Below are 14202 nucleotides of genomic sequence, written 5' to 3' on the forward strand. Positions count from 1 at the left end.
CAGCGGGCGCCGAAGATTACGTCGGACGAACCGTCAAGGAGCCAGAGATGCTGACCGCCCCCGAAAGGCCCCGCAGAAGCGCCACAACTTCGGTGGCTCCGTCACCTGTGTGCAGGGTCAGCGCCTTGCCATCGCCATCGGCGGCGTCATCGACGGTAATGTAGGGGTCGCCCATCGCGATCAGCTCAGCAGGCAGATCGGCGTAGATATTTACGGCGTCCAGCGACAGATCGAGGTCGAGGACTTCGACAGCTTCGAGGTCACCATTAGTGTAGACCTCAAAAAGGTCAGCGCCGTCACCGCCGGTCAGCTCATCACCGTCATCGCCGCGGATAAGGTCATCACCGTCACCGCCGAATAGGCTGCTGGCAATACCAGGCGCAGAGAAGAGAGGCTCGGCCACGGCATCCAGAAGGTCGTGCCCCGCGCCGCCGTACAGTGTGTTCTCGCCGATGAAGTCGATCACAGTGTCGTTGCCTGCGCCGCCGTCAAGAAGATCGTTGCCTGCGCCACCGTCAAGAAGATCGTTGCCTGCGCCGCCGTCAAGGATATCGTTGCCAGCGGCACCATCGAGGTAATCGTCCCCGTTGCCGCCGTAAACCGTATCGTCGCCCAAGTCGCCCACGACGGTATCATCGCCAGAGCCACCCGAGGCAAGATCGTTGCCCTGACCGCCCAGGATCGTGTCGTTATCGAACTGTCCACGCAGGTTGTCATCGCCCGCACCGCCCGAGAGGAAGTCGTTTCCGTCCTCCCCGGTCAGGGTGTCGTTATCTGCGCCACCGAAAAGGCCGTCATTGCCATAGCCGCCAGTAATTTTGTCGGCGCCGTCGCCGCCATAAACCTCATCATCGCCGGCGTCGCCGAACAGGCTATCCATGCCGCCTTCACCCAGAAGGGTATCGTTCCACAGGCCGCCGCGCAGGACATCGTCACCATCGCCACCGCCGATCAGGTCGCGACCGCCTTCACCCCGAACGGTGTCATCGCCTGTGCCGCCTTCGACACTGTCATTGCCGGGGCCTGCGTTGACACGATCATCGTCCGCGCCCGCGTTAACCATATCGTTCCCCGCGCCAGCGTTAATGCTGTCTTCGCCCGCGCCGCCTTCAACGATATCGTCGCCGTCGTCGGCATCAATGGCGTCGTCGCCATCAAGCCCAAAGATGAGCTCTGACAGTGCAGTGCCCGAGATGACGTCATTGCCATTCGTACCTTCGATTTCCGGTGTCGGCCCGCCGACGGGTGGTTCACTCCCGCTCGAGCTGTCGTCATCGCCGCCGCTTAGGGCAAACGCGAGGCCCAGAAGGGCCATAAGTGCAAAAATACCAACCATATCAATATCCCCCGTTTCGCCAATTGTGGCGAAACTTGGGCCGGGCATAAAGGTGAATGATTGGAAACAATCGGTTTCTGATTGAATAAAGTGCCTAGCGCCGTAGCCCCGTGCCGATCGTGTTTAGCAGCTTTTCTAGGTCAGGGTTATTGCCCGCCTCGGCCTCACCCGCTTTGAGGGAGTCGAATTGAACCCGCAGGGCATCCTTCTCGGCGCCCTTGCAATCGTTCCAAGGGCGGCGTTGCAGCGCCATGTGCAAAACATAGTACATAATGAAGTGGGGCGCGGTGCCGGTTTTCAGGATCGCGCGGTAGGCCTCGTGGGCACCCAGGTGGCGCAGGGCGCGGGCGGTGTGGATTCCGGCGCGGGCCAGAACCTCGGCTTGGGCGGGGCCGATGTTGCGGATTACCGTCACGGGGGCGGCGTCATCTAACGCGTCAGTCATAATCGTCCTCGGGTTGAGGATCGATTTGTATCAGAGTTTCATCCAGCGAAAAGACGTGTCCTGCTTAGATGCTGGCCCAATCCGAGAACCGAACCGGGGTAGGGTGCTCTTTCACGGGGGATTGGCCTTTAGCGGGCTTTGGTTTGTGGGTCGGCATAGGACTGCTCCGTTTTTTTATTGTTGACCTCCTCGATGCTGCTTTTGAAATCGGGCGATTACCGGAACAAAAGTGTGGCGAGAATGTGGCGAAGATTTCGCGCTGCAAAACCGCCGTGCCGTGGCCGGATCTGGCCGAAACCGCCTACGCACGAGGCCGCGTTTCCGTCGAAAATTTTTCCGATTGTTACAGGTTTTTTGGCCCAGATCACGGCCCTGTGCGCTTGGTGCAGGGGGGGGAGAAATGCTGTGCATTTTTGCACCAAAATACGAACGAATTCGTAATTTCGTGTCTGGAAACACCCAATGAGAGGGTCCATATCAGTGTCATCGGAGCGACACAAAACGGGTCGCTTCCCTAAAACAACCTAACCAAAGGGGCCGCGAATAAACGCGACCTCTCGAGACACGAAAAGGACTAACCCAATGAAAAATATCGCACTTATCGCCGCTGTTGTTGCTACTGTTGCCGCTCCTGCTGTTGCGCAGTCCACCTCGACTGCCTTCGCAATCTCGCACTTCAACCAGTCCGCTGACCACGCTTCCGACGTCATCAACTACAGCGGCGACACAAACCTCACTCAAGTCTCCACCACAGGCACTTCGCCTCTGGCCGAGACCTTCGCGATCCTCAACCGCTCCGCTGACACGCCTAGCGACATGACCGGTCTGAATGGCGCAACTGTCGTTGGCGGCACACCTGCCTACGGCGCCGAAATCTTCGAGCGTCTCGACGCCGAATAAGTCAAAGGTCAATCGACCCTACTCTTAGGTCTCTCCCTAGACCGAGGGCGCTCCACTGGGGCGCCCTTTTCGATTCTGTCTGTTTTTTCTTGGCACACAGATGGCCCGTGTTACCCATTGGTCATGCGCCATCTTATGCCCACTCCCGCCCAAACCGCCGCCTTGTTGGCTGGCCTGTCCGATATCCCGCCGCCATCGGTCGATGCGCAGGCCCCGGCGGCCTTGCTGGCCCGTTGTCCCGAGGCCGCCCAAACACCCCTGACGTCCTTGCCTGCGCTGGCAGAGCGCTTTGGGATCGCCACCCTCCATGTCAAAGATGAACGCGCGCGGATGGGGCTTGGCAGCTTCAAGGCCCTTGGCGCGGCCTATGTGATTGCTTGCGATGCGCAAGAGGGCAAGGCGCGGGGGCAGGCGTATTTTACCGCCAGCGCAGGCAACCACGGGTTGTCTGTCGCGGCGGGGGCGCAGGCATTCGGCGCCCGCGCAGTGATCTATCTGGCTGCAACAGTGCCCACAGCCTTCGCGGCCCGGCTCGAGGCGATGGGCGCCGAAGTGCGCTGGCGCGGAAAGGTTTACGAAGACAGCATGGCGGCGGCCAAGGCTGACGCCGAAACCGAAGGGGCGGTTTTGCTCTCGGACAGCTCGTGGCCCGGCTACACGGAGCGTCCCTGGCGGTTGATGGAGGGCTATTTGGTCCTGATTCAAGAGGCCGCCGCGCAGATGCCCGCGCCGCCCACCCATATTTTCCTGCAAGCAGGCGTCGGCGGATTGGCAGGCGCGGTGGCGGCCTATGCAAGGACGGTCTGGGGGCAGGGCCCGCGCATCGTGGTGGTAGAGCCCGAGTCCGCACCCGCCCTATTCGCCTCGGTCGCAACCGGGGCGGCACAGGTCACGCAGGGCCCCGCCAGCGCCATGGGGCGACTTGATTGTAAGGAGCCGTCGTTGATCGCCCTCAAAGGGTTGGCGCGGGATGCCTCTGATTTCATGGTGATCTCTGAGGCGGAGGGCACTGATGGTGCCGCAATAGCCGAGGCGGCTGGAATGCCATCCACCCCTTCGGGGGCGGCCGGAATCGCGGGCCTTGCGGTGGCGGCCAAGGGGGGCTTTGGTTTGGATACCGCGTCGCGCGTCTTGGTGATCCTCAGCGAGGGGCCGGAATGACACCGCCGCCCAGAGGCTTTCCAGAGGCTGAGTATCAGGCCCGCACCGCCCGCGCGCAATCCCTGATGGCCGAGGCCGGGATTGACGCGCTACTGCTGACGACCGAGCCGGAAATACGCTACTACACTGGCTTTCTTACCCGATTTTGGGAAAGCCCGACGCGAGTTTGGTTCGCGATCGTTCCGGCCAAGGGCAAGCCTGTGGCGGTCATCCCCAGCATTGGCGCCCATTTGATGGGGCAGACATGGGTGCAAGACATCCGCACATGGCAAGCGCCCGATTACGCCGACGATGGTGTGGGCCAGTTGGCCGCAACATTGCAAGAGCTGACGCCTGCAAATGGGACCATTGGCCTTGCCGATCAGATGGAAAGCCATGTGCGTATGCCCATGGCCGATTTGCGCCGCTTGGAACGATCCATTGGGGCGCGGCGGATCATGGGCGACGCGACCATCACCCGCCGTTTGCGGCAGGTTAAATCGACCGCAGAGATCGCCAAAATCACCCATGCTGTGAACATTGGCACAAGGGCCTTTGACCGGGTGCCCGAGATTGCCTGCGTAGGCGTGGCGCTGTCGCAGGTATTTCGCGATTTTCAGCGCCTCTGCCTGGAAGAAGGGGCCGATTGGGTGCCTTATCTGGCGGGGGCCGCGGCACCGGGGGGCTACGGGGATGTGATCTCTCCTGCTGATGATGCGCCGCTTCGTGCAGGTGATGTGATGATGCTGGACACTGGCCTGATCTGGGATGGCTACTTTTGCGATTTCGACCGTAACTTCAGCCTCGGCCCGCCCTCGGTCGCGGTGGCAGAGGGCCACGCGCAGTTGATTGAGGCCACGCAAGCCGGCTTCGCTGCCGCCAAACCCGGCGCGCGGATGTGCGACGTGTTTCACGCGATGAATGATATCGTGGCCCCCGGAATTGGCGGCTCGGACGCGGGGCGGCTGGGACATGGCTTGGGGATGCAATTGACGGAATGGCCCTCTCTCATCGCTGCCGACACCACCTTGCTAGAGGAGGGCATGGTCCTGACCCTAGAACCGGGCGTCACCTTGCCCGGCGGCAAAATCATGGTGCACGAAGAAAACATCGTGATCGAGGCCCAGGGCGCGCGCTATCTGACGCGCCCTCAAGGGGCGGAAATGGTCGTCATATGAGTGTGTTAGCCTATCATCTCTGTGACGATCGCCCGGTGCAATTGGGCATCGTCGTGCTACAAGCGGACGAGACCCTAGAGCATGATTTGCGTCGCCTCTTGCCAGAGCAAACGGAACTGTTGGTCACCCGCGTCCCGTCCGCCACACGTGTTTCAAGCCAAAGCCTCGCGGCGATGGAAGCGGATCTGACTGCCGCCGCCGAATTGTTGCCACGCGGGGCCCGGTTCGCCGCCCTTGGGTTCGGCTGCACCTCGGGCACGGCCCAGATCGGAGCTTTGCGGATTGCGGAATTGCTGCGGGCTGGGGCCGATGTGGCCACGGTGACAGAGCCTGTGTCGGCCCTGATCGCGGCGTGTCAGCACCTGGGTATCAAGCGGCTCGCGCTTGTCAGCCCCTATGTGGCCGAGGTCTCCGCCCGGTTGGTTGACGTGTTGGAAGGGGCCGGGATCACAATCTCGGCCTTCGCCAGCTTCAACGAGGCGCAGGAGGCCAACGTTGTGCGCATCGACGCGCCCTCAATCGCCAACGCGGCAAGGGCTACGGCGGCCCAAGCCCCATGCGACGCGGTGTTCCTGTCGTGCACCAACCTGCGCACATTGGACGTCATCGCGGGGGCCGAGGCGGAATTGGACGTCCCGGTGCTGTCCAGCAATCTGGTTCTGGCGTGGCACATGGCGCGATTGGCGGGCGTGGCGCAGTCCTTGCGGACGGGGGCTGCATTGGTGGCACGTTAGGCGCGCGCGCTTTCGGGGCCCCGGAGATGCCGGCAAGCATGCCGCCTTAACCAAAAGATGATCTTATCTTCGCTGCACCACGCCCAATACCCCGTAGAGTTAGCCCGCCATCGTGACCCTACATGATGTACACTCTCTGCCACAGCGCGTTCTGGTATAGGCACTTGAGCCGCCGCCCCTCAGCGCCGCTTTCGTCCGCCCCCTGACTGCCGAGGCTTTTGCAGAAACAGTCGATCGGCCCATGGATTTCCGCGGGCACAAATACGGTTGTCAGACGGTGTCGAGTAAGCAGACAAGGCCCACAGACCCGCAAACGGGTCCACCCGACAAAAATCAGTTCGCCAGTAACTCATTGGTCTAATGTGAAAAACTGGCTCCGGCGGTAGGGATCGAACCTACGACAAATTGATTAACAGCCGCGGTGGAACGATTTCTCCTGTTTGCGCTCTAGTGCGCAGGTTTACTGTAAATGCATGTAACGAAACGATTTTCTTTGACCTTCTCTACGCTGCTGTTGCACCAGTTACGCCATGTTTTCGGTTCTGGTGCTGCCGCAGTGCTTCCAGAAAATGGACGGTTTTGAGGAGGTCTTGAGCATGGTGAAGCTAACGAAACGATCTATCGATCAGCTTGCGATTTCGGAAAAAGATTACTTTGTTTGGGACAGCGAGCTTTCAGGGTTTGGTGTTCGCGTGATGCCGTCGGGGCGGAAGTCTTATCTTGTCCAGTATAGGGCAGGTGGGCGGTCTCGGCGGAAGACGATCGGCCAGCACGGTGCTTTAACGGTGGATCAAGCGCGGGTTGAAGCACGTAAACTGTTGGGTGATGTAGCTCGTGGTGAAAACCCAGCTGAGGACCGCCAGCGCAGACTTAGAGAGCCGACGATTTCCTCGTTATGTGATCGGTTTCTGAGCGAGTATGTGTCTCTCCACTGCAAGCCTTCGACGTTTAACGGGTACAGCACCTATATCGAAACTTGCGTTCGGCCCCGCTTGGGAAGCCGCAAGATTGGGGATCTGACCCGTGCCGATGTGGTCGCCTTCCATCACGACCTGCGCGACCGTCCTTATACCGCGAACCGGGCTGTCGCGATGCTCTCGCGCATGTTTAACCTCGCGGAAGATTGGGGGTTGCGTAACGAAGGTTCAAACCCGGCGCGTCGGATCAAGAAGTACCGAGAGGAAGAAAAGAAGCGGTATCTGTCAGATGACGAACAAGCCCGGTTGGGGCAGGTCTTGGAAGATGTATTGGCGACGGGGCAAGAAACGGAATACGCGGTGGCGGCTATTTCTCTGCTGGTTCTTACGGGTTGCCGGTTGGGCGAAATCCTGTCCCTCAAGTGGGAGTACGTCACACCACGGCACCTCGAGCTGCCAGACAGCAAGACAGGGCGTCGCCGCATCCCTCTGCCGCGCGAGGCCTATGACATCATCACATCGCTGCCGCGTAGGGCTGGGAACCCCTATGTGATCCTCGGCGTGACGGATCACGGGCATTTGGTGAACCTCAACAGCCCGTGGCTGCGCATCAGAAAACTGGCAGGGCTAGAAGACGTTCGAATGCACGACCTGCGCCACACTTATGCCAGCGTTGCGGTTATGAGTGGGATTGATCCGTTCCTACTTAAAGAAATCATGGGCCATAAGAATTTGCAGACGACGCTGAGATACTCGCACTTTGCGGATGAAGCCGTGCAACAGGCGGCAGGGTCGGTCGCGGGTAAGCTGGCGGGTGCACTGGGACGGCGGTCTACGATGACTAAACTGCGGGTCGTGCAATGATCGGACAGTACCGAGACAGGACCGCCAGTGCGGAAGAAGCGGCGAGCGAAAAAACATTCTATACGGATGAGCAAGTTCAGGAAATTGCAGCCGAATTTGGTGTGCCATCGGAGCAGTTGAAGCCGTTCGCAACGCATTTGGAGCGTGCAGCAAGAAGATGGTCTGTCTGTCGCGAACGTCAGCCAGTCCATGTTGGTGACACGAGAGCAGCACTTAAAGATCTGAGCAAGAGCCTAAGCGCCACGACCAAAAAGATGAGGTCGATGCCAGATGAAGTGTGGCGCGATATTGGTGAAGCGCCCCAAGAGCCTGATAATGCCCCAAACGATTATCTGGTGCATAGCGCGAGACTTGAAGACGAGGCATACAGTGAAGTCACGATCTCTGCCGAGATCGGCCCAAGGCATTGTCCTAGCAGGGCCAGTATTTTAGAGATCGTTGCAATGCTGGACGCACTGTCGGAACGCGCTTTTGTAGTCGAACAAATGGACGGACATTTGTTTGGCCAGCGCGGCCCAAAGAGAGACGCGGCTTTTAACGAATGGGTCCGCCAGATCCGGATAATTTGGTGCGGAACGTTTGATCGAGAATTCACGTATGATGTGATCGAGGGTAAGGCGGTCTCTGACGCAGCGCGGTTCTGCTGGGCAGCTTTTAGGCCTCTAGATACCAGGCATACGGAAGAAGAGACCATCAAGAAGTTGCGAAGCTTTCTAGAATACGATCGTAAAAACAAAGACTTACATATTTAGTGGCCACTTGGCCAAATAATCCTGTCTATGGATTCAAGCGATTTCCGAAATTGCACCCACTAGGAATGTCCCATCGCAAGAGCAATGGAGCGTTACATGGATGGGAACACCGTTTCACCTACTGATTTGGACCAGCAAGGTCTTCTCGATGAACATGCTGTGGCTGATTTGATCTGCCACTCAGTTCGCACAATCCAGAAATGGCGCGTGACCGGGCAGGGTCCCGAATACTTCAAGCTCGGACGTTCTGTGCGATATCGCCTTTGCGACGTCTTGAATTGGGTTGATGCGCGTCGGAAGGCGCACACGTCCCAATGACGAATGCAATCCAAGCTCAACTCGACCGCGCTACCGTGCATGGCCGCCGTCAGGCGGCGGGCGCGGTGTGTGGGCGAGCGTGCCTTTGAAGGTTCCTAAAGGGGGTCTTTGTAGCACCCCCTCCTAGAAATACATCGAAAGAAAAACACTATGCATGTGCTCTACTCTGGCTTCGACGGTCTCGATTTGGCGATCAAAGCTCACGCCCCACCTGAATTGGTAGAAAAGTTGGAAGCGGGCAAGACCTTTGCCACCGAACGTCAACATGAAGCCTTCACAATCTTCAACGGTGTCAAAATCTACATCAGTTCCTCGGGGCGAAAGGGCGGTTACACCTACACCTTTAATACCGGGACCGAGGGCGCGGTTTGGGCGGTCAAGAAACCAAATGCCTCCGACCCGTGGGGTGTACATGTCTCGATTAGGTCTCGCGCTCTGGCCCTGTACGGCTTGGAAAAAGTTCGGCACGATCTTGAGGCTACGTGTGAGAAGTTGGGCTTTCGCGTTCCTCCTGACGGTATCAGCATCGGACGAGTAGATTTCGCCGTTGATATCCTCGATCCAACATTCTCGCTCGACCCCAACGCTTTCGTTGTGCATTCGCGGACCATGCTCAAGACACACACGGATCTTGCGGTCAGCGCTACACAATCCCACTCAGGACGCATCACCTCCGTGACCATTGGTAAGATGCCCGGTCGCCAAGCGATTGTTTACGACAAGCGTGAAGAGGTCCTGAAAGAGCACAAACACGAATGGCCCCTGATCTGGCAGGAAGCCGCAACTCGCCTCGAACTATCACCTCTCGATATGACGCGAAGAGAGACCAGCCAAATCTGGCGTGTCGAGCTACGGCTTGGCAAGACGGCCCTTCGCAACCGAACAAGCATTCGCGGCTGGGTCTCGTTCTACGAAGAGTTAGAAGCTGAGATGGCGCGTCTTTCACACGATGTCTCGCTGCATGTTCCAATCGGGGATACAAACCGCTCACGTTGGCCGCTGCATCCCCTTTGGAAAACCGCGAACGCCGTGGTCGAAGCAGGGCTGTTTGCACACGACGTGCAGGTTGCACCTGAGCTCGTTCACGCGGCCGACCTTCAACAGAAGCAGGTTGAATTTCTTAGATCGATCGCTGCCCATAGCGTGACCTTGGCGTACCTTGAAGGCGTTCAAGTGGCCGACGTACCCGAATTCCTAGAAGAACTGCCGTCGAGGGTGGAAGACTTCTTGGAGCAACATAAGCGTGATCTGGGGAAACGGATGAGCGAAGCTGCGGAGAAATATGGAGCGTTGGTTGGAGAGTAGGAATGGCGGAAAGCGGTCATTCGCTGCACTTGCGAGACTTATGCCTACATGAGCTAAAGCAGTCATATTAGCGTTACGCCAACCTACAAAAATTCGATAAGCGCCATTTCATTTAGTACATTCTCATTGGGGAAAATCCCTGCTGCCCGAACTTGTCGTTCTGCAAGAGCTGCGTCTGTAGTGAAATAGACAACAACCAAGTCAGTGAGCGCTCGAGTGCAGCACACGTAGAAAAGGCGTCGCGTTCTTTCAATGGCTGTTTCTTTACCATCTCTTATGTTCGCTTGGTCGCGGGGCGAAGGTGCCTTTACACCGAAGAACTTGTCATAAGAAAACTGAACATGCGTACCTTCGTCATCATCAAGGACAACCAATACTCGCTCAAACTCAGCACCTTTGATCCCCTGGTGGGTCGAAAACGGAGAGAGTTGCTGAGTATAATTTCGATAACCGCGAAACTGTTGGGCAGAGCACCTCAATAGGGCGTCGATGGATGCAATCTCTCGTGTTGTTTCTTCTTCATCTTCGGTGTCGTTCACTTCTACTTCACCCTGAACTGGGACGTCATCAAGGTATCTGAGAATTCGGGGATCAAGAGAGAAAAGGCGCAGGTCGCGTAGATGCGTGAAGACGTCACGCACGCTAGCGTCTGATCCTTCGGCTAACATCGTGCAAAGCTGTGCCACACCGCTTCTTAGAGTAGCAAGTAGTTCAGCTACGCCATTCTTGGGGATCGCGTCTTTCTCCAAGAGGGGGCAATGCTTCCGGAGGAGCGCCATAGCACCAAACTCGTCGCCAGCTTCGATGGCTTCAACGATTTGAAGGACGAATGAATCAAAGGGTCGTATCGGCCAAGCAGTAGCATCTAAAAAACCGTCACGAAAAGAACTTGGTGCTCTATCGTTCATTGCGGCATATAGGTCCCCAAAGCCAAGCCTAGTCGCCGCCATTCGGTGGACTATGACAAGGAGTTTGAAGTCTGCATCGGGTCCGTCTGCCCATTCGGGGGCATCATTTTTTATGGCAACCAAATTTCGAACTGCTGCCAACAGCTCGTTGCGCCGATCATCGGCGGGAAGCACAAAAATGCGCGCAGTGCCTTCCACTGGAACACTCAGCCCGTCAACGTCACGCATACGTCCACCGGTTTGAATCAAGCCATCTCCACCACTGCGAATTTCATTTGCCACCGCAAGAACAGCCTGTGGACAGCGGAAGTTTTCTTCCTTCTCGATGGGTAGCCAATCGTCTTCAAGTTCGATTGGACCAATTCCGGTAGGAAAGATGCGTTGCATAGGGTCGCCAAAAAATCCCAAACAAAATCTGCCGCCCGCTTGGGCAGAAACTGCTTTTAAAGCCGCTACGACGACGTCTTGAGTGTCTTGGCTTTCGTCAACAAAGATGAATGGAAACTGTTGTGCGACTACTGTTCGAAAAAGTGGGCGTTCAAGTAAGAAATCAGTCGCCATACGGATGATGTCGTCGTGGCCTAAGAAACCGTTTGGGTAGTCACTTCCGGTTCCATAGGTGAAGCGCTTGATAAGCTCTACTTCGGCGAGAGAGGCCTCGTATCGCGAAATGTCACGCGTGTTCTTATCACGCGTTCTCTGTTGAACTCTCGGTCCATAACCAGCAGCAGCGGCAGCTAAATCGGCAATTTTCTCCCCAATCCTGCGGATCACCCATATCTTTATGTCGGATTGAAAAGAGCGAGTAATTGACCAAAGAAAACTGTGGATGGTCGAAACATGGACGACAGGGTTATTTCCAACATCCGCCCAAATCTCTCCAGCCGCGATCTCGGTGTAAGTGATACAAGCAATTCGCTGGCGTTTGCGCTTTAAAGTTGTGCCTTGGGACTCAATTGTCGCATTTAGAGCTTTCACTAATGACGTCGTCTTGCCGGAACCAGCTCCTGCAACCATGGTGAAGTTGCGCTTCTCTGCGCCGGTCAAGCAACTGCGCAGTTCTAAGTCCGCCGGGGTATCAGGTTTGTTTGCGCGACTGCTACTCATTCGACGGCTCCCACTGCCTCAACGATAGCTTCGACCTCCTCGACTTCTTCAAGGTCGATCTGGTTGGCAAGCCAAACAAGGCCGTCGCGGATGTAAGTCGGGGTGACCCAAGCGTCCTTGTCTGCCGCAAGAACTTGCAAGGCAAATTTGGTCTTATCGAAGCTCGAGCTCCTAACTCGTTTGTTGAGACCTTTGGCGAGTGCAGACGCGTCTGCGGGTGCGGTGCGTAATTTCAATCCAACACTGCGTTGGGCGTTTTCCTGACACCAACTTGCATTTTCCAGCCCAAATGACTCCTCAAGGGTTCGACCGCAAAGTGAAGCGGTATTTCCTCCCCATGTCACGTCCGTCGCCATTTGATATGAAACATGTACCTTCGCAGGTTCCGAACCGATTAGATCAGCTACTTTGTCGTCGAGTTCGGTTGTTAGAAGATCGGAGATAAGCCGCTTCTTTGGTAGCCATTGTATAAGTGTTTGGTTTGAAGTTTCCGCATGATTGTCAGCGGGCAAGCAGGCCTTTCCATACCGCTTTTTGGGAGGTTCGTCCCCTTCGGTCGGAATTTCAAACTCAACACCTTCATCTTCATTCTCATCTTCAATCGGCGGCGGATCGTCCGAACCTGTGACGCTATCGATATCTGTGATTATAAGTGTTGAAACACCAAGAAACTCGATCAATTCCTTGAAACGGTAACCAAAAGCGCCCCCTACTTCCAATATGCAAAGGGCAGCTGACCTTAGTGCCGCAGCCTCTTTCTCAATCATAAGCGGTATTAAAAGGCGTTCGACGTTGCCTTCAACGAGGACTGCTGCGTCGGCAAAGAACAGATCACAATGAGTCAGTTTAAGGTATCGTTGTAGGAAGTCGCGGTCTTTTGGAGCATCTCCAGCTTGAAACGACGAAAGGTTCAATACTTGGGTGTTCTGTTCACCATCGATTGTGTGTCGCCTGAAATATCGAATAGGCGTGAAACCGCGTTCGTAGAGTATGTGAGGTGAATGAGTTGTGACAACGACCTGACTGGCAAAAGCGCCTTCTTCGCCGTCAGGCGGGTCGAGTAAACTTAAAACATTTCGAATGAAAACCTGTTGGAGTTGTGCATGCAGATGAGCTTCCGGTTCCTCGATGAAAATCAAGTGTAAAGGTGGGCGGCTCTCATCCTCGTCAACCCATTTTGCTTGCAGGTCTAGGATTTCGACGACCATGTAGATGAGGTTCTTAAAGCCTAATCCATTGTAGGTATCGGGAAGGCGCGCAGCGTCTTCGCCGTCACCCAAAACGTAGTTGATGCGTGCATCCTGGCTCATCACCGATGCAGGATTCAATGCCGACTTAATTTCAAGCCTTGGATTATGCAGCCCCGGATAGCCAAGGGTTGCGATACGGTCGAGAGTCGGGGCGAACACGTCGGTTAGGTGCTCATTCAAACCAACCTCTGACTCGAACAATGCTCTCAAAGCTGTATGATCTTCATCCCGTTGCTCAAGGTTTCGTTGGTAAAAACGGCTTAGTCGCCTAGACAGATCCTCAGAACGGCCCGCACCACCTTCAGAGCGAGCAGATGGGTCGGCCAAATGTCTCTGGGCATTCAAACAGTCAACCCGAACCAGTGACTTTAAGACGGCTCCACCGTTGAGTTCTCCAGCGATTGCCGCAGGTTGATATCCCGCATCTGCCTCAAGATCGTCGTTAAACTGAGCGTGGTCGAGGACGGAGTAACGGAGTTCGAATTCGGTCTGTAGTTCTTTATCGAGATAGTCAGTTAGGGATTTCGGCCACGGCACATAATTACCTCCACCATCCGGAAGAGCCTCAGCTTGAGCTAGAGCAGCCTCTTTTTTCTGGCGGTATCTTTGGAGCAATTCAGCAGGGCTTTTTGCAGCAAATTCAATTCGAATGCCGACAATGCTTCCAGCCCAAGCGGTACTGGGTAGAAGCGGAATTACAAGATGGAGATCCGCCTCGGAAACTTGAAACCAGATGTCCATGCCGATGGCCGGTATCGTCGCGTTGACATCGCCTGCTGCATCAGCCTCTTCGAGGGCGTTCAGTTCGCTCCAAGTATGAGAGCTAAAGTCGAAAAGTGAGAAACGATTTTTTTCCCCCGTTAGGAAAGTCATGATCGCCTGCGTGGCTGATGTTTTGCCGCTGTTGTTAGCACCTACAAAGATCGAAATATCGGATGCCAGATCGACACGGACATCGCTTAATCGTCTGTAATTTTTAAGCCGGTAGGAATGAATATGCAACGACCGCAACCTCCAGTTTTCTCCAGCCTATATGCAACCTAAGAGT

11 protein-coding genes are annotated in these 14202 nt (G+C 56.2%); 7 read left to right on the forward strand and 4 right to left on the reverse strand.

Annotated features, from left to right (window positions below):
* Positions 1-16: 16 nt before the first annotated feature.
* The gene (locus K3728_07925; protein ID UWQ97133.1) at positions 17-1336 is read right to left on the reverse strand and encodes a hypothetical protein; all 1320 of its coding nucleotides are present in this window, start codon (positions 1334-1336) and stop codon (positions 17-19) included.
* A 94-nt stretch (positions 1337-1430) separates the two neighbouring features.
* On the reverse strand, positions 1431-1781 hold the full coding sequence (locus K3728_07930; protein ID UWQ97134.1) for a TfoX/Sxy family protein: 351 nt from the start codon (positions 1779-1781) through the stop codon (positions 1431-1433).
* Positions 1782-2363: 582 nt separating this feature from the next.
* Between K3728_07930 and K3728_07935 the strand changes: the two genes are divergently transcribed.
* The 7 genes from K3728_07935 (at position 2364) to K3728_07965 (ending at position 9889) form a co-directional block, all read left to right on the forward strand.
* Entirely contained in the window at positions 2364-2681 is a 318-nt protein-coding gene (locus K3728_07935) for a hypothetical protein (protein UWQ97135.1), read from the forward strand.
* Between the two features lie 123 nt (positions 2682-2804).
* Positions 2805-3842, forward strand: coding sequence for a pyridoxal-phosphate dependent enzyme (locus K3728_07940; GenBank protein UWQ97136.1), 1038 nt, complete (start codon positions 2805-2807; stop codon positions 3840-3842).
* Complete coding sequence (locus K3728_07945; GenBank protein UWQ97137.1) at positions 3839-4999, forward strand: Xaa-Pro peptidase family protein; 1161 nt, start codon at positions 3839-3841, stop codon at positions 4997-4999. Before K3728_07940 ends, K3728_07945 begins: the two co-directional genes overlap by 4 nt.
* The gene (locus tag K3728_07950) at positions 4996-5733 is read left to right on the forward strand and encodes an Asp/Glu racemase (protein ID UWQ97138.1); all 738 of its coding nucleotides are present in this window, start codon (positions 4996-4998) and stop codon (positions 5731-5733) included. Before K3728_07945 ends, K3728_07950 begins: the two co-directional genes overlap by 4 nt.
* A 596-nt stretch (positions 5734-6329) precedes the next feature.
* Positions 6330-7514 carry an integrase arm-type DNA-binding domain-containing protein gene (locus tag K3728_07955; GenBank protein ID UWQ97486.1) on the forward strand — a complete coding sequence of 395 codons (1185 nt, stop codon included), beginning with the start codon at positions 6330-6332 and terminating at the stop codon, positions 7512-7514.
* Entirely contained in the window at positions 7511-8266 is a 756-nt protein-coding gene (locus tag K3728_07960) for a hypothetical protein (protein UWQ97139.1), read from the forward strand. Before K3728_07955 ends, K3728_07960 begins: the two co-directional genes overlap by 4 nt.
* A gap of 468 nt (positions 8267-8734) precedes the next feature.
* The gene (locus tag K3728_07965; protein ID UWQ97140.1) at positions 8735-9889 is read left to right on the forward strand and encodes a hypothetical protein; all 1155 of its coding nucleotides are present in this window, start codon (positions 8735-8737) and stop codon (positions 9887-9889) included.
* Between the two features lie 83 nt (positions 9890-9972).
* Here K3728_07965 and K3728_07970 read toward each other — a convergent pair whose 3' ends face one another.
* Both K3728_07970 and K3728_07975 read right to left on the reverse strand, forming a co-directional pair.
* Positions 9973-11904 (reverse strand): AAA family ATPase, encoded by a 1932-nt coding sequence (locus K3728_07970; protein UWQ97141.1) that lies wholly within the window; start codon positions 11902-11904, stop codon positions 9973-9975.
* A complete protein-coding gene (locus K3728_07975) occupies positions 11901-14156 on the reverse strand; it encodes an ATP-dependent endonuclease (protein ID UWQ97142.1) in 2256 nt (751 codons plus the stop codon). Before K3728_07975 ends, K3728_07970 begins: the two co-directional genes overlap by 4 nt.
* Positions 14157-14202 lie beyond the last annotated feature (46 nt).

Source organism: Rhodobacteraceae bacterium M385 (assembly GCA_025141835.1).
GTDB lineage: Bacteria > Pseudomonadota > Alphaproteobacteria > Rhodobacterales > Rhodobacteraceae > Gymnodinialimonas.